Annotated in this window: 15 protein-coding genes and 1 tRNA gene; 9 read left to right on the top strand and 7 right to left on the bottom strand. The window is 59.6% G+C overall.

Annotation, left to right across the window (positions count from 1 at the left end):
- Positions 1–25: 25 nt before the first annotated feature.
- Both K420_RS0109355 and K420_RS0109350 read right to left on the bottom strand, forming a co-directional pair.
- Positions 26–994 carry an acetyl-CoA carboxylase carboxyltransferase subunit alpha gene (locus K420_RS0109355; protein ID WP_027457832.1) on the bottom strand — a complete coding sequence of 323 codons (969 nt, stop codon included), beginning with the start codon at positions 992–994 and terminating at the stop codon, positions 26–28.
- 59 nt (positions 995–1,053) lie between these two features.
- On the bottom strand, positions 1,054–1,671 hold the full coding sequence (locus K420_RS0109350; RefSeq protein ID WP_027457831.1) for a DNA-3-methyladenine glycosylase family protein: 618 nt from the start codon (positions 1,669–1,671) through the stop codon (positions 1,054–1,056).
- Between the two features lie 133 nt (positions 1,672–1,804).
- Here K420_RS0109350 and K420_RS19690 point away from each other — a divergent pair, with 133 nt between their 5' ends.
- A complete protein-coding gene (locus K420_RS19690; RefSeq protein WP_051453038.1) occupies positions 1,805–2,983 on the top strand; it encodes an EAL and HDOD domain-containing protein in 1,179 nt (392 codons plus the stop codon).
- On the opposite strand, the gene K420_RS0109340 is transcribed toward K420_RS19690, so the two are convergent.
- Positions 2,984–3,625 carry an MBL fold metallo-hydrolase gene (locus K420_RS0109340; RefSeq protein ID WP_027457830.1) on the bottom strand — a complete coding sequence of 214 codons (642 nt, stop codon included), beginning with the start codon at positions 3,623–3,625 and terminating at the stop codon, positions 2,984–2,986.
- A gap of 118 nt (positions 3,626–3,743) precedes the next feature.
- Between K420_RS0109340 and K420_RS0109335 the strand changes: the two genes are divergently transcribed.
- Positions 3,744–4,598 (top strand): HDOD domain-containing protein, encoded by an 855-nt coding sequence (locus K420_RS0109335; protein WP_027457829.1) that lies wholly within the window; start codon positions 3,744–3,746, stop codon positions 4,596–4,598.
- Here K420_RS0109335 and K420_RS0109330 read toward each other — a convergent pair whose 3' ends face one another.
- Positions 4,599–6,515 carry an ATP-binding cassette domain-containing protein gene (locus K420_RS0109330; protein ID WP_027457828.1) on the bottom strand — a complete coding sequence of 639 codons (1,917 nt, stop codon included), beginning with the start codon at positions 6,513–6,515 and terminating at the stop codon, positions 4,599–4,601. It lies immediately after the preceding gene.
- Between the two features lie 72 nt (positions 6,516–6,587).
- Positions 6,588–8,630 (bottom strand): methyl-accepting chemotaxis protein, encoded by a 2,043-nt coding sequence (locus tag K420_RS19685; RefSeq protein WP_051453037.1) that lies wholly within the window; start codon positions 8,628–8,630, stop codon positions 6,588–6,590.
- Between the two features lie 84 nt (positions 8,631–8,714).
- Between K420_RS19685 and K420_RS0109320 the strand changes: the two genes are divergently transcribed.
- Together K420_RS0109320 and K420_RS0109315 are read left to right on the top strand one after the other, a co-directional pair.
- Positions 8,715–8,789, top strand: a tRNA-Arg gene (locus tag K420_RS0109320).
- Between the two features lie 209 nt (positions 8,790–8,998).
- Positions 8,999–10,234, top strand: a complete 1,236-nt coding sequence (locus tag K420_RS0109315; protein ID WP_027457827.1) for a tyrosine-type recombinase/integrase — start codon at positions 8,999–9,001, stop codon at positions 10,232–10,234.
- 150 nt (positions 10,235–10,384) lie between these two features.
- Here the strand turns inward: K420_RS0109315 and K420_RS0109310 are convergent, their stop codons facing one another.
- Positions 10,385–11,611 carry an IS256 family transposase gene (locus tag K420_RS0109310; protein ID WP_027457826.1) on the bottom strand — a complete coding sequence of 409 codons (1,227 nt, stop codon included), beginning with the start codon at positions 11,609–11,611 and terminating at the stop codon, positions 10,385–10,387.
- 127 nt (positions 11,612–11,738) lie between these two features.
- On the opposite strand from K420_RS0109310, the gene K420_RS0109305 reads away from it, so the two are divergent.
- The 5 genes from K420_RS0109305 (at position 11,739) to K420_RS0109290 (ending at position 17,584) form a co-directional block, all read left to right on the top strand.
- Positions 11,739–12,314 carry a hypothetical protein gene (locus K420_RS0109305; protein ID WP_027457825.1) on the top strand — a complete coding sequence of 192 codons (576 nt, stop codon included), beginning with the start codon at positions 11,739–11,741 and terminating at the stop codon, positions 12,312–12,314.
- Between the two features lie 662 nt (positions 12,315–12,976).
- Complete coding sequence (locus K420_RS21060; RefSeq protein WP_269746426.1) at positions 12,977–13,102, top strand: hypothetical protein; 126 nt, start codon at positions 12,977–12,979, stop codon at positions 13,100–13,102.
- 2 nt (positions 13,103–13,104) lie between these two features.
- Complete coding sequence (locus K420_RS0109300; RefSeq protein ID WP_027457824.1) at positions 13,105–13,827, top strand: MgtC/SapB family protein; 723 nt, start codon at positions 13,105–13,107, stop codon at positions 13,825–13,827.
- Positions 13,828–13,905: 78 nt separating this feature from the next.
- Positions 13,906–16,671, top strand: coding sequence for a magnesium-translocating P-type ATPase (gene mgtA, locus K420_RS0109295; RefSeq protein WP_027457823.1), 2,766 nt, complete (start codon positions 13,906–13,908; stop codon positions 16,669–16,671).
- Between the two features lie 10 nt (positions 16,672–16,681).
- Positions 16,682–17,584, top strand: a complete 903-nt coding sequence (locus K420_RS0109290) for a cation diffusion facilitator family transporter (RefSeq protein WP_027457822.1) — start codon at positions 16,682–16,684, stop codon at positions 17,582–17,584.
- A 2-nt stretch (positions 17,585–17,586) separates the two neighbouring features.
- Here K420_RS0109290 and K420_RS0109285 read toward each other — a convergent pair.
- Positions 17,587–18,674 (bottom strand): IS3 family transposase gene (locus tag K420_RS0109285; RefSeq protein WP_198293824.1). Its coding sequence is split into 2 segments (ribosomal slippage): positions 17,587–18,422 and positions 18,422–18,674, totalling 1,089 coding nucleotides; the frame shifts between segments, so codons are not numbered across the junction.
- Positions 18,675–18,744 lie beyond the last annotated feature (70 nt).

Raw genomic sequence — 18,744 nt, 5'->3', positions numbered from 1 at the left:
AAAGGCGCCGACCCGCGCCGGCAGGTCACTTGACCGGCTGTTCCTTGTAGCGGCCATAGCTCATCAGCCGCTCGTAGCGGGCCGCCAGCAGTTCGCTGGTGGACAGCCCGGAGAGCTGCTTGAGGGCTTCCTGCAGGGCCTTCTTGAGATTTTGTGCCATGGCGACGTGATCGCGATGGGCGCCGCCGAGCGGCTCGCTCACCACCTTGTCGACCAGGCCCAGGGTTTTCAGGCGATGCGCCGTGATACCCATGGTTTCGGCGGCTTCCGGCGCCTTCTCGGCGCTCTTCCAGAGGATGGAAGCGCAGCCTTCCGGCGAGATGACCGAATAGGTCGAATACTGCAGCATCTGCACGGTGTCACCGACGGCGATGGCCAGCGCGCCGCCGGAACCGCCCTCACCGATGATGGTGACGATGACCGGCACCTTCAGCTCGGCCATTACGTACAGGTTGCGGCCAATGGCCTCGGACTGGCCACGCTCCTCGGCGTCGATGCCGGGATAGGCGCCCGGCGTGTCGACGAAGGTCATCACCGGGATGCCGAATTTCTCGGCCAGCTTCATCAGGCGCAGCGCCTTGCGATAGCCTTCGGGGCGCGGCATGCCGAAGTTGCGGTAGATCTTTTCCTTGGTATCGCGCCCCTTCTGGTGACCGATGACCATCACCGGCTGGCCGTTGAAGCGGGCCAGGCCACCGACGATGGCATGATCGTCGGCAAAGGCGCGGTCGCCGTGCAGTTCTTCGAAATCGGTGAAGATGTGCTGCACGTAATCCAGCGTATACGGGCGCTGCGGATGGCGTGCGACCTGCGAAATCTGCCACGGCGTCAGCTTGGCGTAGATGTCCTTGGTCAGCTGGCCGCTTTTCTTTTCCAAGCGTTCGATCTCTTCCGAGATGTCGACGGCGGAATCATCCTGCACGAAGCGCAGTTCTTCGATCTTGGCTTCAAGGTCGGCAATGGATTGCTCGAAGTCGAGGAAACTTGTTTTCATGGACTGCTCGTTTTCAAAGTTGGGGCGCATTTTACCCCAAAGGCCGTTACGCCATCCGGTCAATACTCGACCGGCACCGGATCGAGGCTGCGCCACAAATACCAGGTCGCCACCGAGCGCCAGGGGCGCCAGCGCTCGCCGATTTCGGCCAGCACCCGGCGCGGTTGCTTCTCGCCGTTGAAATAGCGCAGGAAGACGGCGCGCTGCAGGCCGATGTCGTCGAGCGGATAGACATCCGGCCGCATCAGGTTGAAGATCAGGAACATCTCTGCCGTCCAGCGGCCGATGCCCCGCACGGCGACCAGTTCAGCGATGATCGCATCGTCGTCGAGATGCGACCAGGCCACCGGCTGCAGCTGGCCGTTCAGGAAATGCCGGGCCAGGTCGTTCAGGTATTCGATCTTGCGTTGGGAAAGCCCGCATCCGGCCAATCCCGCTAGCCCGAGTTCGGCGACGCGCCCCGGCGCAACCTCGCCCAGCACGGCGACCAGGCGCGCCCATACCGCATCGGCGGCCTTCACCGAAATCTGCTGGCCGACGATGGAGCGCGCCAGCGTACCAAAGGGGTCGCCCCGCGAAACCAGCGAAACACCGGGATAGCGGGCAACCAGTTCAGCCATCTGCGGATCGCGGCCAGCCAGGGCCTCGGCGGCCTGCGGCCAGTAATGTGGAACCATGGCGGAATTATAAAGGGCTGCCTTTTCGGGTCACGCACCCGGTTCTTTGGAAACATTTTGTCGCCGCACGAAGACGACGACTCTCAAGTTTGATAACATTGCCAAAAATAACGACTTACCCTGAGATCACGCCATGACCGAAACTGTCTACGCCTTCGTCCACCCCATGCTGGGGCCGGATGACGCCTGGTCAGCCTTCAATGTCGAATTGCCGACCGGCACCCATAGCCCGGAGCAACTGGCGCACCTGGCCGGCACACCGCAACTCGATACCTTCGATCACCGCCTTACCTGGTTCCTGCCCGCCGGCAGCTACTCTCCATCCCTGCAGAGCCTGGGGGAGCGCGCCGTCATCGTCTTTCCGGACGATGTGCCGGAAGCCGAAAAGGAAGCCCTGGCCGCCCTCGAAGGCAGCCTGCGCCAGGCCCGACAGAAGCTCGCCCTGGCCAGCAGCCCGGGCGCCAAGCTGCCGGCCAGCGGCACCTGGGATTACCTGATGCTGACCGCCAGCCACGCCCGCAGCCTGCCGCCCTATACGCTGCTCGGCATGGCCAGCCGCACCATCGTCGCCATCACTGCACCACACACCCAGAGCGACCGTGACTGGGCGCTGACCAATGCCTGCACACTGACCACCGGCGAATACCTGCTGGCCCGCACCCCGGGCCAGCACAAGGCCGACATGACGCGCCTCAAGCTGCTCAAGCTGCTCGGCCTGATCGAGGGCGATGCCAGTACCGACGAACTGGAAGAAATTTTCCGCGAGGAGTCGAAGCTGTCGTATAGCCTGCTGCGCCTGGTCAATTCGGCAGCCATGGCGCCACGCAGCCCGATCACCAGCTTCGGCCAGGCGATCAACCTGCTTGGCCGCCGGCAATTGCAGCGCTGGCTGCAATTGCTGGTCTATTCCGACCCGAACAACGGCCAGCATCCGACGCCGTTGCTACAGAAGGCCGCTGTGCGCGGCCGCCTGCTCGAACTGCTCGCCCCTGACCTGTCACTCGACCCGGCCTGGGAAAACGTCGGCGACCTGGCCTTCATGATCGGCACGTTCTCACTGCTCGACACGCTGCTCAACATGCCGATGGCAGACATCCTGCACCAGTTACCGTTGCCGGAAATCGCGCAACAGGCACTGGGCACGCGCACCGGCCCATTCGGGCCGGCCCTGGCAGCGATCGATGCTGCCGACAAGCGTGAGCTGACTGCCGCTGCCAGCCAGCTCGGCAAGCTGGGTATCGATCCGGTGAATTATCTCGACGCCCAACTGGCCGCGATCAGCTGGGCTGCCAGGATCTGCACCGCCGGCTGATCAGCCGAAACGCCCCGACAGGAAGGGGTTGTACTGGCGCTCTTCGCCAAAGGTCGACATCGGGCCATGGCCGGGGATGAAGGCAACATCATCGCCGAGCGGAAAGAGCTGTTCCTTGATCGAGCGGATCAGCGTCGCGTGGTCGCCGCGCGGGAAATCGGTGCGGCCGATCGAGCCCTGGAACAGCACGTCGCCAACCTGAGCCAGGCGGCTCGGGGCGTGGAAGAACACGACATGGCCCGGCGTATGACCCGGACAATGCAGCACATCGAGCTCAACCTCACCAAAGCGCACCTTGTCCCCACCCTGCAGCCAGCGGCTCGGCTCGAAGCTGCGCACATTGGGGAAGCCGAACATCTTGCTCTGCTGCGGCATGCCCTCGATCCAGAAGCGATCTTCCTCGTGCGGCCCTTCGACCGGCACGCCGGTTCGTTCGACCAGGGCGGCCACGCCGCCGGCGTGGTCGATGTGGCCATGCGTGACGAGTATCCTGGCCAGGGTCAGTTTTTCGTCCTCCAGCAGGCGCAGGATGCGCTCGATGTCGCCACCGGGGTCGATCACCGCCGCCTGACGGGTCTTTTCGCACCAGAGGACGGTGCAGTTCTGCTCGAAGGGGGTAACCGGGACGATCTGGTAGCGCATGGCGAAACGGGAATGGTTGAGGCGGCAGCGATTATCGCACGCTACCGTGCTTGCCCGCCGTTGCCGCCCCCCTTACACTCTGCCGCATAAACCCACCCCGCCCGAAGGCCTCCGGATCATGCTCGACCACGCCCTGCCCGATATCGATTCCTGGACCCTGTTATTCAGCAACAACGGGCTGCCCGTGCTGCGCATCACCAAACGCCGGCTTGACGAGATGCGGGCCGACCTCGACCGGGTCGATGCCCGCGAACTGGCCCACCTGATTCTGCAGGACCCGATCATGACGGTGCGCGTGCTGGCCTACATCCAGCCCCTGCGCGGCCGGGCGCTGCAACGCGACATCACGACCATCGCCAGCGCGGTGATGATGGCCGGCATCGAGCCCTTCTTCCACCGCTTTTCCGAACTGTTCACCGTCGAGGACCAGGTCAGGGAAGCCGGGCCGCAGGCCCTGCTCGGCGTACTGCAGGTCATCCGGCGGGCGCAGCGGGCAGCCGACTATGCCCAGGAATGGGCCATCTGGCGGCACGACATCAACATGGAGGAAGTGCGCATTGCCGCCCTGCTCCACGATCTGGCGGAAATCCTCGTCTGGTGCTCGGCGCCCAAGCTCGGCCTGGCCCTGCAGGAAAAGCTCAAGACCCACCCAGGCATGCGCAGCGCCGATGCCCAGCAGCAGTTGCTCGGCTTCACTTTCCTCGACATCCAGCGCGAACTCTGCCGCGTCTGGCACCTGCCCGAACTGCTGCGCACCCTGATCGACGACGACAACGCCGACCAGCCGCGTGTCAAGAACGTCGCACTGGCCGTCCGCCTGGCCCGCCATTCGTCGCACGACTGGGATGACCCGGCCCTGCCCGATGACTACGCGGAGATCGGCGAACTGCTGCACATCACGCCGGAAGCGGTGCGCCAGCGCCTCGGCCTGACCCCCATGCCAGCCCGCGAGGCCGACGGCCAGGAGCCCTGATCAGCCGGTGCGGGCCTCCAGCGCTTCCCAGCGTTCAAGCAGCGCCATCAGTTCGTCGTCAATGGCCGACAGCCGCTCGGCCGCCTTCTGCGCGGCGACCGGATCGGTCTGGTAGATGGCCGGATCTTCAAGGCGCTGCGTCAGTTGCGCCTGTTCCGCTTCGAGGTCGGCGATCTTGCCGGGCAGCGCTTCGAGTTCCCGCTGCTCCTTCCACGACAGCTTGTCGGCCTTCGGCTTGGCCACCTCGGCAGGTTTGGCCGCTGGTTTGGCCTCGGCCTTGACGCGGGTAGCCGGCTCCTTGGGCAGCGAGGCGCGGTAGGCCGCCCAGTCGCTGTAACCGCCGGCATATTCCTTCCACACGCCATCGCCCTCGGCGGCGATGGTCTGCGTCACCACGTTATCGAGGAAAGTTCGGTCGTGGCTGACCAGGAACAGCGTGCCGTCGTAGTTCTGCAGCAGCTCTTCGAGCAGTTCGAGGGTTTCGATATCGAGGTCGTTGGTCGGTTCGTCGAGTACCAGCACGTTGGCCGGCTTGGCGAACAGGCGGGCGAGCAGCAGGCGGTTGCGCTCACCACCGGACAGGGAGCTGACCGGCGAACGGGCCCGCTCCGGCGCGAACAGGAAGTCTTCCAGGTAGCCGATGACGTGCTTGCGGGCGCCGCCGATCTCGACGTAATCCGAACCCGGCGAAATCACATCGGCCAGGGTCGAATCCGGATTGAGCTGGGTACGGAACTGGTCGAAGTAGGCAATTTCCATCTTCGTCCCCTGGCGCACCTGGCCGGAATCCGGCTGCAGTTCGCCGAGGATGAGGCGGAGCAGCGTCGTCTTGCCGGCGCCGTTGGGGCCGATCAGGCCGATCTTGTCGCCACGCTGGATGCGGGCCGAGAAATCGCGCACCACCTGGCGGTTGCCGAATGCCTTGTTGACGTGCTCCAGTTCGGCGACCAGTTTGCCGCTCTTGTCGCCGGCATCGAGTTGCAGATTGACCTTGCCCAGCCGCTCACGCCGGGCCTGGCGCTCGGCGCGCAGCTTGTCGAGACGCTGGACGCGGAAGACGGCGCGCGTCCGGCGGGCCTCGACGCCCTTGCGGATCCACACTTCCTCTTCCTTGAGCAACTTGTCGGCGCGGGCATTGGCCAGCGACTCCTCGTGCAGCATGGCCTCCTTGCGCTCCTGGTATTTGCCGAAGCTGCCCGGAAAACTGGCCAGCTTGCCGCGATCAAGCTCGACGATCCGGGTACACACGCGGTCGAGGAAGGAACGGTCGTGGGTAATGAAGAACAGCGTGACGCCGGTTTCGATCAGCAGGTTTTCCAGCCACTCGATGGCGGCGATGTCGAGATGGTTGGTCGGTTCGTCGAGCAGCAGCACCTCGGGCGCCACGGCCAGGGCCTGGGCCAGCGCCAGGCGCTTTTTCTGGCCCCCGGACAGGGCGCCGACACGGGCTTCCGGATCGAGCCCGAAACGGTCGATCACCCGCTCGGCCTGAGCCTCGTAGGCCCAGGCACCGCGCGACTCCAGCTCATGCTGCAAGGTATCCATGCGGCTGAGCAGCGCATCGTGGTCACCCTGCCCTTCGGCCAGGTGATGCGAGATATCGTGGTATTCGGCGAGCAAGGCCGAGGTTTCACCCATGCCGGAGACAACCGCCTGAAAGACAGTCATCGTCGGATCGAAGGGCGGCTCCTGCGGCACGTAGCCGACCCGGATGCCGGGCTGCACCCAGACTTCGCCGTCATCCAGCCGGCCCTTGCCGGTGCCGGCCGCCAGAGCAGCGAGCAGCGAGGATTTGCCGGTCCCGTTACGGCCGATCAGGGCAACCCGTTCACCGGGATCGAGCTGGAAATCGGCATGGTCGAGCAGGGGAACGTGGCCATAGGCCAGGCAGGCATCGTTGAGCTTGAGATAGGGCATGGTCGGCAATGAAAACGGCGCCCCGCAGGGCGCCGCGTTGGGAAGAGGCTGATTTTACCGCCTGGCGGGCGATCAGGTGGTAAAGCGCGCCAGTTGCGCCCGCAGCTCGGCTGCCAGCCGCTGCAATTCCTGGGCCCGTTCGCTGTTGCGGACGGCCCGGCTGTTGCTGCCTTCGGCGGCCTGCGCGATGTTCTCGACGAGGCGGGCGATCTCCTGGCTGGCGCTGCTCTGTTCGCGGGTGCTGTCGGCGATGCCGTGCACCACTTCGACCGTCTGCTGCGCCCGCTGATCGATGGTTTCCAGCGAATCACCGGCCTGTCGCGCCATGTCCACGCTGCCGCTCATGTTGGTGCTGAGATCCTGCATGCGGGAAACCGCCCGGCCGGTTTCGTCGAGGATGGCCGAGACGGTGGTGGCGATCTCCTGGGTGGACAACGAAGTACGCTCGGCCAGCTTGCGCACCTCGTCGGCCACCACGGCAAAGCCGCGCCCCTGCTCGCCGGCGCGTGCCGCCTCGATGGCCGCATTGAGGGCGAGCAGATTGGTCTGGTCGGCGATCTCGCGAATGACGCCGACGACGCTGGAAATCTGCTTCGAGCGCTCGCCCAGCGATTCGATCAAGCTGGCCGACTCGGTAATGTCCTGCGCCACGCGCTCCAGTTCGTTCATCGCCCGATAGACCACGTCGCGCCCGGTGCTGGTGACCTGCTTGGCCTCTTCCGAAATCTCGGCAGCCTGGTTGGCATTGTCGGCGACATGGGTGATGCTGACCGACAACTCCTCGACCGAGGCGGCAATACCGGAGGCCGACGTCGAGGCCTGGCCTGAGGACTCGCGGGCGGCATGGGCCGCCGCCTGCAGCTCGTCGGCCGCCACGCCCACCTGGGCGGAGGTCGAGGCAACGCCCTGCACCAGGTTGCGCATGCTCTGGGCCATGTGGTTGAAGGCGTTGCCGATGACATGCACCTCGTTGCGACTGTCGGCTTCGGCACCATGGATCACGGTCCGCAGGTCGCCGGCGGCAATGCGCTCGACATCGGCCACCATCTGCTTCAGCGCCCGCAGGCGCGAGCTGATCAGCCCGTACACGATGAACGCCAGCAGCAATGCAGCCACCACGCAGGCCAGGATGAGCATGTTGCGCATCTCCCGGCTTTCCTCGAGGTACTCATCCAGCCAGCTACCGGTAGCGACCGTCCAGCCCCAGGTCGCCGAGGTCGCGGCAACGACGATCTTGTCGCGCATGACACCCGAAGCATCGGCGAAGGGATAGCGGAAGACGCCGTTCTTCTGCTGCAACACCTGGCGCAGGATGTCCTTGGTCTGGGCCGGGACATCCAACTCACCGATCTGCTTCTCCTGGAATTTCGGATGCATGACGAACTCGCCGATGCCCTTCTCGTCGGTCGGGCGGGCGATGTAGGCATAGCCGGTCTTGCCGGAAACGAGCGAACCGAACTGCTCGCGTATGCGCTTCAACTCGTTCTCGAGGGAAATGCGTACCGAGAAGGCCAGCCACGGCTTGCCATCGGCACCACGCAGGAACTTGACGGTGCTGAAGTTGTACTTGCCGCCCCGAATCGCCAGTCCCTGGTAGTCCTGGCCGGCCAGCAGCGCCTTGGCGACCGGATCGCCATCCGGTAGCGGCACGCCGTTCATCGGCTTGCCATCCTTGTCCTTGAGCAGCGTGGCGAGGCGATAGACCTTGTTGTCGCGCACCATCAGGAAGGCAGCATCGCTCCCCGTCAGATCGCGGAAACCCTTGATGTGGCGGTCGTTACCGTTGATGACCTCGTTGCCGAGCCGGATGACCGGCAACTCGACGTCACCCGTCTTGACCATGCCGGCGCCGGCCTCCGGCTCACCCCCCAGATACTTGCGGAAAAACTGGGCCTCGTTTTCACCCCGGATCTTGACCGACTGATAGATGGAGTCGAGCATGCCGGCCATCAGCTTGGCCTCGTGCTCCAGATTGCGCTCGCTGACGGCGATGGCGGCGCTCTCCGCCTTCTGCTGCATGACCACGATCAGCGCAGCGAAGACGACGACAAACGCTGAAATCGTCGCCATGATCAGCTGCTGGGCAATCGGGCGTCGGGCGAAATTGGCAAACATGGCCCCTCCTTGACTTTAGTTATTGTGCTGCCGGGCAATCTATCACATCGCCCTCATGCCCGGTACAATGCGCACCTCCGACGCGCCTCCATAGTTAAATGGATATAACACGCCCCTCCTAAGGGCGAATTGGTGGTTCGATTCCACCTGGGGGCGCCAACGAATCTACCGAAGAAGTCCAAGGAAGTCCGACAGATATTTTATAACCCAGCGTAAATGCTGGGTTTTTTGTTTAATTACCTTCCAAAAACATCCAATCGACCGCCACGATATTCCAAGCAGTTCCTATCGTTTTGTTGGTATATTTGTTGGTATCTAAAAGCCCATTCGCATACACCACAGCTAGATACCAACAAAGGCGACGTAACATGCTGACAGATAAAGAGATTTCCAGCTTAAAAGGCAGGGAAAAACCCTACCGAGTATCCGATGGGGAAGGCCTTTACCTTGAGGTCAAGACGGATGGCTCTAAGTACTGGCGTTTAGCGTACCGATACGCAGGCAAGCAGAAGACATTGGCTCTTGGCGTCTACCCGAAGGTAGGCGCTAAGAAAGCCCGTCAAGAAAAGGTAAACGCCAAGGCACTCCTCGAAAACAACATCGATCCCGGAATGCAACGCAAGGTCGAGAGACTGACCGCACACCTATCAGCAGCCAACACCTTCGAGGCAATCGCACGTGAGTGGCACGAAAAACGAGAGAATGGCTTGGCTGAAACTACTGCCAACAAAACCATCACGGCACTGGAGACACACGCCTTTCCACTGATCGGGGCTCTTCCAGTCAATAGCATCGAGCCTGCTCACATCCTCGCCGTCGTCACCAGCATCGACGCAAAAGGAAAAGGAGAAACCGCTCGCCGAGTTAGAGCCTGGATCGAAGCGGTTTTCCGCTACGCCATTGTGACTCAGCGCCTGAAAACCAATCCTGCATCCGAAATTCGTAGCGGAGAAGTACTCAAACCCAGCAAGGAAAAGCACCTTGAGAGCTTACCGATTGCACAGCTTCCAGTGTTTCTGCGCTCCCTTGATGACCCAGCCAAACGCGTCGACTACCGAACCCGCCTAGCGCTAAGACTCCTCGCACTGACTTTCGTACGCCCTGGCGAACTGAACTGGGCAATGTGGAACGAATTCAACCTCAGCTCGAAAGAATGGCGGATTCCACCCGAGCGAGTTGAAGGTAAAGGTCGAGGCATGAAAATGCGAGAAGAACACATTGTTCCCCTTTCAGAACAAGCTGTCGCCACACTTGAAAAGCTTCGTCCTCTGACGGGCAGTTATCGTTTTCTATTTCCGTGCAAAGGCGATCCCACAAAAGGGATGAGCGAAAACACCCTTCGCATGGCGATCCAGAAAGGCCTCGGATTTCCTGTAACAGCCCATGGCTTCCGCGCCACTGCCACATCGGCCTTACTTGAACTGGGCTGGGATGCTCACATTATCGACAGGCAACTTGCGCATCGTGAACGGAAAAAAGTATTTGGTGCCTACTCCCACCAAGCTGAGTACATGGTTGAACGCCGAAACATGATGCAGGCTTGGGCAAACCACCTCGACAAGTTGGAGAAAGGCGCAGAGATCATTTCGTTTCAAGCTGCCTAGCCTAGCCCCATCACCAATAAACAGAGGAAACACGAGGACACCCACGTCAATACATGATCCAGGGAGAAAAGGTCTCCGTCCAACGAAAGAAGCATTCATCTGGTGATTTTTTACGGGCGTGTCCGGAATTTTGTGTAAACGGGGTTTGAGTTAAACGTTGTTCATCCGGTCTTCGAACTGGATAGTAAATCGGGTCAGTGCAGCCTTCCAATCCCGAATGGGCAAGGTCCATTTCTGGCTGATGTTGCGGAGAGCCAGGTAGAACAGTTTCATCAGTGCCTCATCGCTCGGAAACGAACCGCGATTTTTGGTGATTTTTCTCAGGCTCATGTTCACCGACTCAATCGCATTGGTCGTGTAGATGACTTTCCGTATCTCGGGCGGGTAGTCAAAGAACGGCGTGATGCGTGACCAATTCCGGCGCCAGGACTGGCTGATGGGCAGGTAGGCATCGTCCCATTTGTCCTCGAATTCACCGAGCATCTGCTCGGCTTCATCGGCGGTGGCACTGGTGTATATCCGCCGCAGGTCAGCGGCAACGGCCTTGCGCATCTTCCACGAGACATAGTTCAGGCTGTGCCGGACCATATGGACGACGCACAGCTGAACGGCAGCACGCGGATAGACTGCTTCAATGGCCTCCGGAAATCCCTTCAAGCCATCGACGCAGGCAATGAAGACATCCTGTACGCCTCGATTCTTCAATTCCGTCACCACTTGCAGCCAGAATTTTGCGCCTTCCGTCTGGGCAATCCACAGGCCGAGCACTTCCTTCTCACCGGCCAGGTTGAGTCCAATCGCCAGATAGACGGCCTTGACGCGCACGCTGCCATCCCTGACTTTGACGTGGATACAGTCCAGATAGACGATGGGGTAAATGCTGTCCAGCGGCCGTGATTGCCAGGCCTTGGCTTCTTCAATCACGGCATCCGTGACCGATGAAATCAGCGTCGGCGACACCTCCGTGCCGTACATCTCTTCCAGGTGTGACTGGATTTCGCGGACCGTCATGCCTCGGGCGTAAAGCGACAGAATCTTGTCGTCAAAGCCCGTCCAGCGGGTCTGGTGCTTGGGAATCAACTGCGGCTCGAAGGTGCCGTGGCGGTCACGGGGAATTTCTATCGGCAGTTCGCCGAACTCCCCTTTGAGCGTCTTCCTGCTCTTCCCGTTGCGCGTATTGCCGGCAGGATTCTCTACCGGCTCATTCTTGCCGTGGCCGAGGTGGTCGGCCATCTCCGCTTCCAACGCCTTCTCGACCAGCAACTTGGTGAGCTGCTTGAGCAAGCCGTTCTCGCCAATCAGGTCTTCCGGTTTCCGATAGTCAGCCAGCAGGCTGTCCAGCAACTCCTTCGGTACTGCTTTCTTTGCTACGGCCATCATCGCTCCTTGGGGCGCGGCAGTTTCCTGCCAAATGACCGTTTACACAAAAATTCTTACACGCCCTTTTTTACAGCCAGTTCACATGCTCTGAAGAACACACCACCTTTCACTCTGGAGACTGATCATGAATACCGCCTTTTCCCCGATTGCCAATCGCCACAACCCGAAAGCAGCCTACACCAAGATTCATGAGTGGGTGCTACGCTTTGGTTCTCCGACATTGCTGTCATCGAGTTGCGAAAACCCAATCCTGTTGAACTATCAGACCTTGGCGCAGAGCAATTGCTGGGTAACGATTAGCTACAACCGTCTATTTGGCTCGTTCTTCCTGAGTGCATCGAATGGGATTGCGACACCGGCAGCCAAGATGACGGAGCTCAAGCTGTTCCTGGATGCTGTGACGCTTCGCCGATTGCCACAACTGGAGCTCGATCCTTCAGACAATGCGCTCTGGACGATGGAGCAGATCGAGCTAACCGATACAGAACTACAAGAATCGGAGATCGCGGCGGCTTTCAATCGTGTTTGCAAGGTGATTGACGATAGCAGTGTGCCGATACTGTTGATGATTTACGGAGGCCTTACAGTAGAAGAGGCAATTTCTGCCTACGAGAAGGCCCGGGCAGTTTCATTGGCTGATTGGCGTAGCTCAATATCACCTTGGCCAAACCAAGACATTGAGCAGGTAATCTGCCACTGATTTCCCGAGCCAAACAGGAGGGCATTGGCTGCCCTCCTTGTTCATTTGACAGTCTGAGTATCGACCAAAGCCGCCGTTGGGCCTCAGGTATGCATCGGGCTGCAATGTTCCAGTTACCGACCGCTCAGCCGCTGATGGCAGTCAGTGGCCGCTTTCGTCACCGACGTAGGACGGCACCCGACCCGTTGCTGTCATTCAAGTCGTATCGACCAAACGGCTGGAACCAGACGCTAAGAAGACAGATTTAGACTGCTTTAACATCGCGCTACAGTGACAAGCATAAACAAATTGTCACTTTACTTTCATATCCTACAGGTTCAGAATCCGCCCGTTTTCATTTTGCGGAGACCCCACGTGGGCCCTTGTTCGAGTGACAGTTATCGCTTCGTCTTGCAGACGAGCGCACGCTTGGCAAGATAACGCAGAGTTTACTGCCGCATCTCGCTAAGCGCGGGAAGCGGCATGAGAGCCACCTCTACGGCTCTCCTCCAATTTCCATCAAACAATTTGCAAAGTGCCGGTAACACGACCTTGCCGTCGTGTTGCTTGCTTATCCTGCTTCAGCTAGTTTGGCTTTGCTGGGAGCATGGTGGTTTTGGGCAAATTATGTCGTTCGCTTGGACTCTCCTGGGCAGGTTCCGCCTGCAACTTGGATGTATGCAATGCGTATTGGAATTTCCAAAACAAGCCGGGAACTTTTGTTTCCTTTTCTTGAAGTCAGCCGGGTAGCAGTCGCAATTGGCGACAGAACTGCCTCTGCTGTGATGGCCTTTGATGTGGAGCGCTGACCATGACTCTGGAAGCAATCCAAAACATCAATATCGAATCTATTTTCGACACCATTCTCAGCCTGGTTAGCGCTTTCATCCTGGGCGGTGTCATTGGCTTCGAGCGTCAATACCGACAGCGCACTGCCGGCCTACGAACCAATGTCCTGGTTGCGGTTGGCGCCGCAATTTTTGTGGACATGGCCAACCGTCTTGCTGGCCACGAAGGCGCTGTTCATGTCGTCGCCTATGTCGTTTCAGGCATTGGGTTCCTGGGGGCCGGCGTCATCATGCGTGAGGAAGGCAATGTCCGGGGGCTGAATACCGCCGCCACTCTGTGGGGGTCGGCCGCGGTAGGAGCCTGTGCTGGTGCTGACCTGCTGCCGGAGGCTGTGCTCGGGGCTATTTTTGTCTTGGCCTCTAATACCTTGCTGCGTCCGGTCGTCAATCGCATCAACCAGCAGCCTATGGACACTCTGGCGGTGGAGGTAACCAACACGGTCTACGTCATTGCCCAGCGTGACCACCAGAAGAAGGCGATGCGCCTACTGGAGGAAATCTTGGAAACGGCCGGCTACTCAACCCGCGACTTGGTCATCCACGCCTTCGGAGACGACGCAGTCGAAATTGAGGCAGTCCTTCTGGCTACTGGCGTCGATGGTGATGAACTTGACCGCATGGCTCAGCAATTAGCCGAACAACCCTACATCAGCCAGGCGTTCTGGAGCCCCAGTACGACCGAGTAACTGGACTCCTCTTCGCTTTTGTCGAATCTAATCCGCACATTTGCATCTTGAAACCTTAGTCTCTGAGGAGGCCGCAGCATGAACCTCAACTTCCTGAAGGAATTCTTCGCCAATTTCGTCCGCACCCGAGGGCTGGGCCATCACTTCAAACGTCTGGCGATGTTTGAAAGTATGGCGACCACGGAGGTGAGCCGAGAGATACCGAAGCAGCTTTCCCAGGAGTTGCTTGCGGCGGCAAACAGCGATGTGGATGGCCTGCTGCTGCGTCTGGAGTCGCACCCTGATGGCCTGTCGGAAGCCCATGCTGCCTTGATGCGTGAGCGCTTCGGTCATAACGAAGTTGAGCACGAGAAACCGCCAACCTGGTGGCAGCACCTTTGGAACTGCTACAAGACGCCGTTCGACATTCTGCTGACCCTGCTGGCCGCCATCTCCTATTTCACCGAGGACATGAAGGCCACCATTGTCATCTCGACGATGGTCGTGCTGTCAGTCGTCATTCGCTTCTGGCAGGAGCGCAAGTCGAACCTTGCGGCCGAAAAGCTGAAGGCCATGGTAACCAACACGGCCACCGTGCTACGGCGTGACCTAGCTGAGGACGCCATGGAGGATGCCAAGCGCTACTTTGAAGTGCAGTTGCATCCCCGTACTGCACAAAAGGCCGAAATCCCCATCCGCGACATAGTTCCAGGGGACATCGTCTTCCTCTCGGCCGGCGACATGATTCCGGCCGACTGCCGCATCCTGACCTCGAAGGACCTGTTTGTAAGCCAGGCTGCCATGACCGGCGAGTCGCTGCCAGTCGAGAAGCATGCCCAGCACAAGGGGCCGGACACCGTGAATGCTCTCGAATTAGACAATCTCGTGTTCATGGGCACCAACGTAGTGTCGGGTTCGGCTATGGTGGTCGTCCTGGCGACCGGCAGTCGAACCTATTTCGGGGCACTGACCCAACGGGTGACGGCCACCGACCGGACGACCACCCAGTTCCAGGCCGGGGTCAATCAGGTGGCCTGGTTGCTGATTCGCTTCATGTTGGTCATGTCACCCCTGGTGCTTATCATCAATGGCGTCACCAAAGATGACTGGCTGGAAGCCTTCCTGTTCGCCATGTCAATCGCGGTCGGCCTGACGCCCGAAATGCTGCCGATGATTGTGACCTCCACCCTGGCCAAGGGGGCCGTCATCCTGTCTCGGCACAAGGTCATCGTAAAGCGCCTCGATGCGATCCAGAACTTCGGCGCCATGGACGTGCTCTGCACCGACAAGACCGGCACCCTGACCCAGGACAAGATTTTTCTGGCTCGGCACACCGACATCTGGGGCGAAGAATCTGACGACGTGCTGGAGGCAGCCTACCTGAACAGCTACTACCAAACCGGCTTGAAGAACCTGCTCGATGTGGCGGTCCTGGAACATGCCGAAGTGCACCGCGAGTTGGACCCAGCTGCTAACTTCCGTAAGGTCGATGAGATTCCCTTCGATTTTCAGCGCCGCCGGATGTCCGTGGTCGTCGCAGAGCACGATGAACATCACCTCCTCATCTGTAAGGGGGCTGTCGAGGAAATCTTGAGCATCTGTCACCGGGTACGCCATGGCGAGGTGGATGAACCTCTGACCCCGGAGTTATTGGCGCAAATCCGCCAAGTTACTGCCGACCTCAACGAAGATGGCTTGCGAGTCGTCGCGGTAGCCTCCAAGGAATTGCTGCCGACCAAGGAGGTGTATGGCGTCGCCGATGAGGGAGCAATGAGCCTGATTGGTTATGTGGCTTTCCTCGACCCTCCGAAGGAAACCACGGCCCCGGCCCTGGAGGCTCTGGCTGCCCATGGCGTCGCGGTCAAGGTTCTAACCGGCGACAACGAGCTGGTGACCGCCAAAATTTGCCGGGGGGTCGGCCTATCGGACGAGCGTGTCATGGTAGGCGGTGATGTTGAGCGCCTGAGTGACGATGAACTGGCCAAGGCCGTGGAAGCGCACAACATCTTTGCCAAGCTGACGCCGGCCCACAAGGAGCGCATCGTGCGCATCCTCAAATCCAACGGTCATGTTGTGGGCTTCATGGGTGACGGCATCAACGATGCGCCGGCCTTACGCACGGCGGACATCGGTATCTCGGTAGATACGGCGGTTGACATTGCCAAGGAGGCAGCCGACATCATCCTGCTGGAGAAGAGCCTGATGGTGCTTGAGGAAGGCGTGGTCGAGGGGCGCAAGACCTTCGCCAACATGCTGAAGTACATCAAGATGACGGCCAGCTCCAACTTCGGCAATGTCTTCTCGGTTCTGGTGGCAAGCGCCTTCATTCCTTTCCTACCGATGCTGCCCATGCACCTGCTGGTGCAGAATCTGCTCTACGACTTCTCGCAGATTGCCATTCCATTCGATAACGTCGATGAGGAACTGGTTAAGTCGCCGCAGCGCTGGAATCCGGCGGACATCGGGCGCTTTATGCTGTTCTTCGGCCCGGTCAGTACAATCTTCGACATCCTGACCTACCTGATGATGTGGTTCGCCTTCGGAGCCAATACGCCAGAGCAGCAGACCCTGTTCCAGTCAGGCTGGTTCATTGAGGGGCTGATGACCCAGACGTTGGTAGTCCACATGATTCGGACCCGGAAGATTCCCTTCCTCCAGAGCCGGGCGGGCACACCTCTCCTGTTTATGACCGGCTTAATCATGGCTTGTGGCATCTTTATCCCGATGGGGCCGGTAGCGCATTACTTCAAACTGCAAGCCTTGCCGTTGACGTATTTCCCTTTGCTGGCGGCCTTGCTAGTCGGCTATATGTTACTGACCCAGGCGATGAAGAGTTTTTACACTCGTCGTTACGGATGGCAATGAGAGAGAGTTTATGAACGACCTTCGAAATCTGACTGAACTTGATACCGAGGATGCATCTCCCGAGCGAGAGGCAGCAACTAAACGCAGCACTTGGGTCAGTGTGGCTGTCAATATCGGGTTAACGCTGGCCCAGGTAATCGCTGGGATAGTTACCCATTCGCAAGGTCTCATCGCCGACGGTATCCATTCGCTGTCCGACCTAGTGGCAGATTTTGTGGTGCTTCTGGCAGTGCATCACAGCCAGAAAGCACCAGATGAAGACCATCACTATGGCCATCAGCGCTATGAAAACGCTGCTTCTCTGGTGCTGGGAGCCTTGCTGCTTTCGGTCGGTATCGGCATGGTCTGGTCGGCTGCTCATAAATTGCAGGCTCCAGAGGAAATTCCGACGGTTCATTTGACCGCATTGTGGGTCGCTCTGGGGGCCCTGGCGGCCAAGGAGATATTGTTCCGCTACATGCTGGCGGTAGCTGAACGGGTACGCTCCAGCATGCTGGTCGCCAATGCCTGGCACGCCCGTTCCGATGCGGCGTCTTCTCTGGTTGTTTCCATCGGTATCGGTGGCAACTTGTTGGGGTATCCGCTCCTCGACCCGATTGCTGCCCTGATTGTTGGATTCATGGTGGCCAGGATGGGCTGGTCCTTCAGTTGGGATGCGCTTCATGACCTGACTGACCGTGCAGCCACCGAGGAGCAGATTGCCGGAATCGAGGCAGATATTCGCGCCACACCTGGAGTGTTGGGATTTCATGAACTCCGTACCCGGAAAACGGGTGACATGATTTTGGTCGATGTGCATCTGGAAATTGATGGCAATTTGACAGTGGCCCAAGGGCATGAAATTGCCAAAGCGGCTCGCCTACGAGTGATGTCCAAGGGTAATCCCCCCAGAATTAGGGGCGATCAGAAGTAGAGCTACGCGGCCATGGCCAGCCGCTGTTTTGGCGTGATGCCGCCCAAGGCCATGTTTGGGCGGTCGTGATTGTAGTCGTACATCCACTGGGTGGCGAAGAGCTGGACTTCATCGAGGTCTGCCCAGCAATATTGCGATAGCCACTCGTAGCGCACTGTCCGGTTGAAGCGCTCGACGTAGGCGTTCTGCTGGGGCTTGCCCGGCTGGATGTAATCCATCTTGATCTGCCGCTTTTCTGCCCAGTTTTGCACCAGGCCGCTGATGTTCTCCGGGCCATTGTCACATCGAATGGCGGCTGGTTTCCCCCGCCATTCGATGATCTGCTCCAGGGCACGGATCACCCTCTCGGCCGGCAGCGAGAAATCGATCTCGATGCCCAGGGCTTCCCGGTTGAAGTCATCGATCACATTGAACAACCGGAAACAGCGCCCGTCTTCGAGCTGGTCATGCATGAAATCCATAGACCACACCTGGTTGATGGCAGTCGGCACGGCCAGCGGTTCCGGTTTCTCCCGCCCCAGCCGTTTCCTGGGCTTGATCCGCAGATTCAATTCCAACTCCCGGTAAATCCGATACACCCGCTTGTGATTCCAACCAAAGCCCTTCACGTTGCGCAGGTACAGGAAGCACAGCCCAAATCCCCAGTTGCGGTGGTTGTCGGTTAGCCGCATCAGCCAGTCGGCGATTTCCTCATTCTCGGCATTCTTCTTGGCCGAATACCGATAGCAGGTCTCGCTCACCTGGAAAATGTCGCAGGCCAAGCGGATCGAAATTCGCTTTCCGGCCACCACTTCCTTGGCCATCTCACGCCGGCGAGATGGCCGACCTACTTTTTTCCCAGGTACTCCTTCAGAATATCCGCCTTCAGGCGCTCCTCGGCGTACATCTTTTTGAGCCGCGCATTCTCGGCTTCCAACTCCTTCATCCGGGCCATCATGGACACGTCCAGGCCGCCGTATTTCGCCCGCCATTTGTAGAACGTCGCCGAGCTGATTCCCAACTCCCGGCACAACTCCGGCACCGATAGCCCACCCTCGACCCGCTTCAACGCCTCGATGATCTGGCTGTCCGAAAACTTCGACTTCTTCATGCAGAACTCTCCCTTTACGAGAAAATTCTACCTCTGACCGCCTTTATTGGCCGGGGGGATTACCGCAGCA

Source organism: Dechloromonas agitata is5, assembly GCF_000519045.1.
Lineage (GTDB): Bacteria > Pseudomonadota > Gammaproteobacteria > Burkholderiales > Rhodocyclaceae > Azonexus > Azonexus agitatus.
This window is presented reverse-complemented; position numbering and strand designations above follow the sequence as displayed.

Coding starts and splice junctions, on each gene's coding strand:
- K420_RS0109350 (WP_027457831.1), bottom strand. CDS start 1,671: ATGGTTCCACATTACTGGCCGCAGGCCGCCGAGGCCCTGGCTGGCCGC.
- K420_RS19690 (WP_051453038.1), top strand. CDS start 1,805: ATGACCGAAACTGTCTACGCCTTCGTCCACCCCATGCTGGGGCCGGAT.
- K420_RS0109335 (WP_027457829.1), top strand. CDS start 3,744: ATGCTCGACCACGCCCTGCCCGATATCGATTCCTGGACCCTGTTATTC.
- K420_RS0109300 (WP_027457824.1), top strand. CDS start 13,105: ATGACTCTGGAAGCAATCCAAAACATCAATATCGAATCTATTTTCGAC.
- K420_RS0109340 (WP_027457830.1), bottom strand. CDS start 3,625: ATGCGCTACCAGATCGTCCCGGTTACCCCCTTCGAGCAGAACTGCACC.
- K420_RS0109355 (WP_027457832.1), bottom strand. CDS start 994: ATGAAAACAAGTTTCCTCGACTTCGAGCAATCCATTGCCGACCTTGAA.
- K420_RS0109305 (WP_027457825.1), top strand. CDS start 11,739: ATGAATACCGCCTTTTCCCCGATTGCCAATCGCCACAACCCGAAAGCA.
- K420_RS0109315 (WP_027457827.1), top strand. CDS start 8,999: ATGCTGACAGATAAAGAGATTTCCAGCTTAAAAGGCAGGGAAAAACCC.
- mgtA (WP_027457823.1), top strand. CDS start 13,906: ATGAACCTCAACTTCCTGAAGGAATTCTTCGCCAATTTCGTCCGCACC.
- K420_RS0109330 (WP_027457828.1), bottom strand. CDS start 6,515: ATGCCCTATCTCAAGCTCAACGATGCCTGCCTGGCCTATGGCCACGTT.
- K420_RS21060 (WP_269746426.1), top strand. CDS start 12,977: ATGCGTATTGGAATTTCCAAAACAAGCCGGGAACTTTTGTTTCCTTTT.
- K420_RS0109290 (WP_027457822.1), top strand. CDS start 16,682: ATGAACGACCTTCGAAATCTGACTGAACTTGATACCGAGGATGCATCT.
- K420_RS19685 (WP_051453037.1), bottom strand. CDS start 8,630: ATGTTTGCCAATTTCGCCCGACGCCCGATTGCCCAGCAGCTGATCATG.
- K420_RS0109310 (WP_027457826.1), bottom strand. CDS start 11,611: ATGGCCGTAGCAAAGAAAGCAGTACCGAAGGAGTTGCTGGACAGCCTG.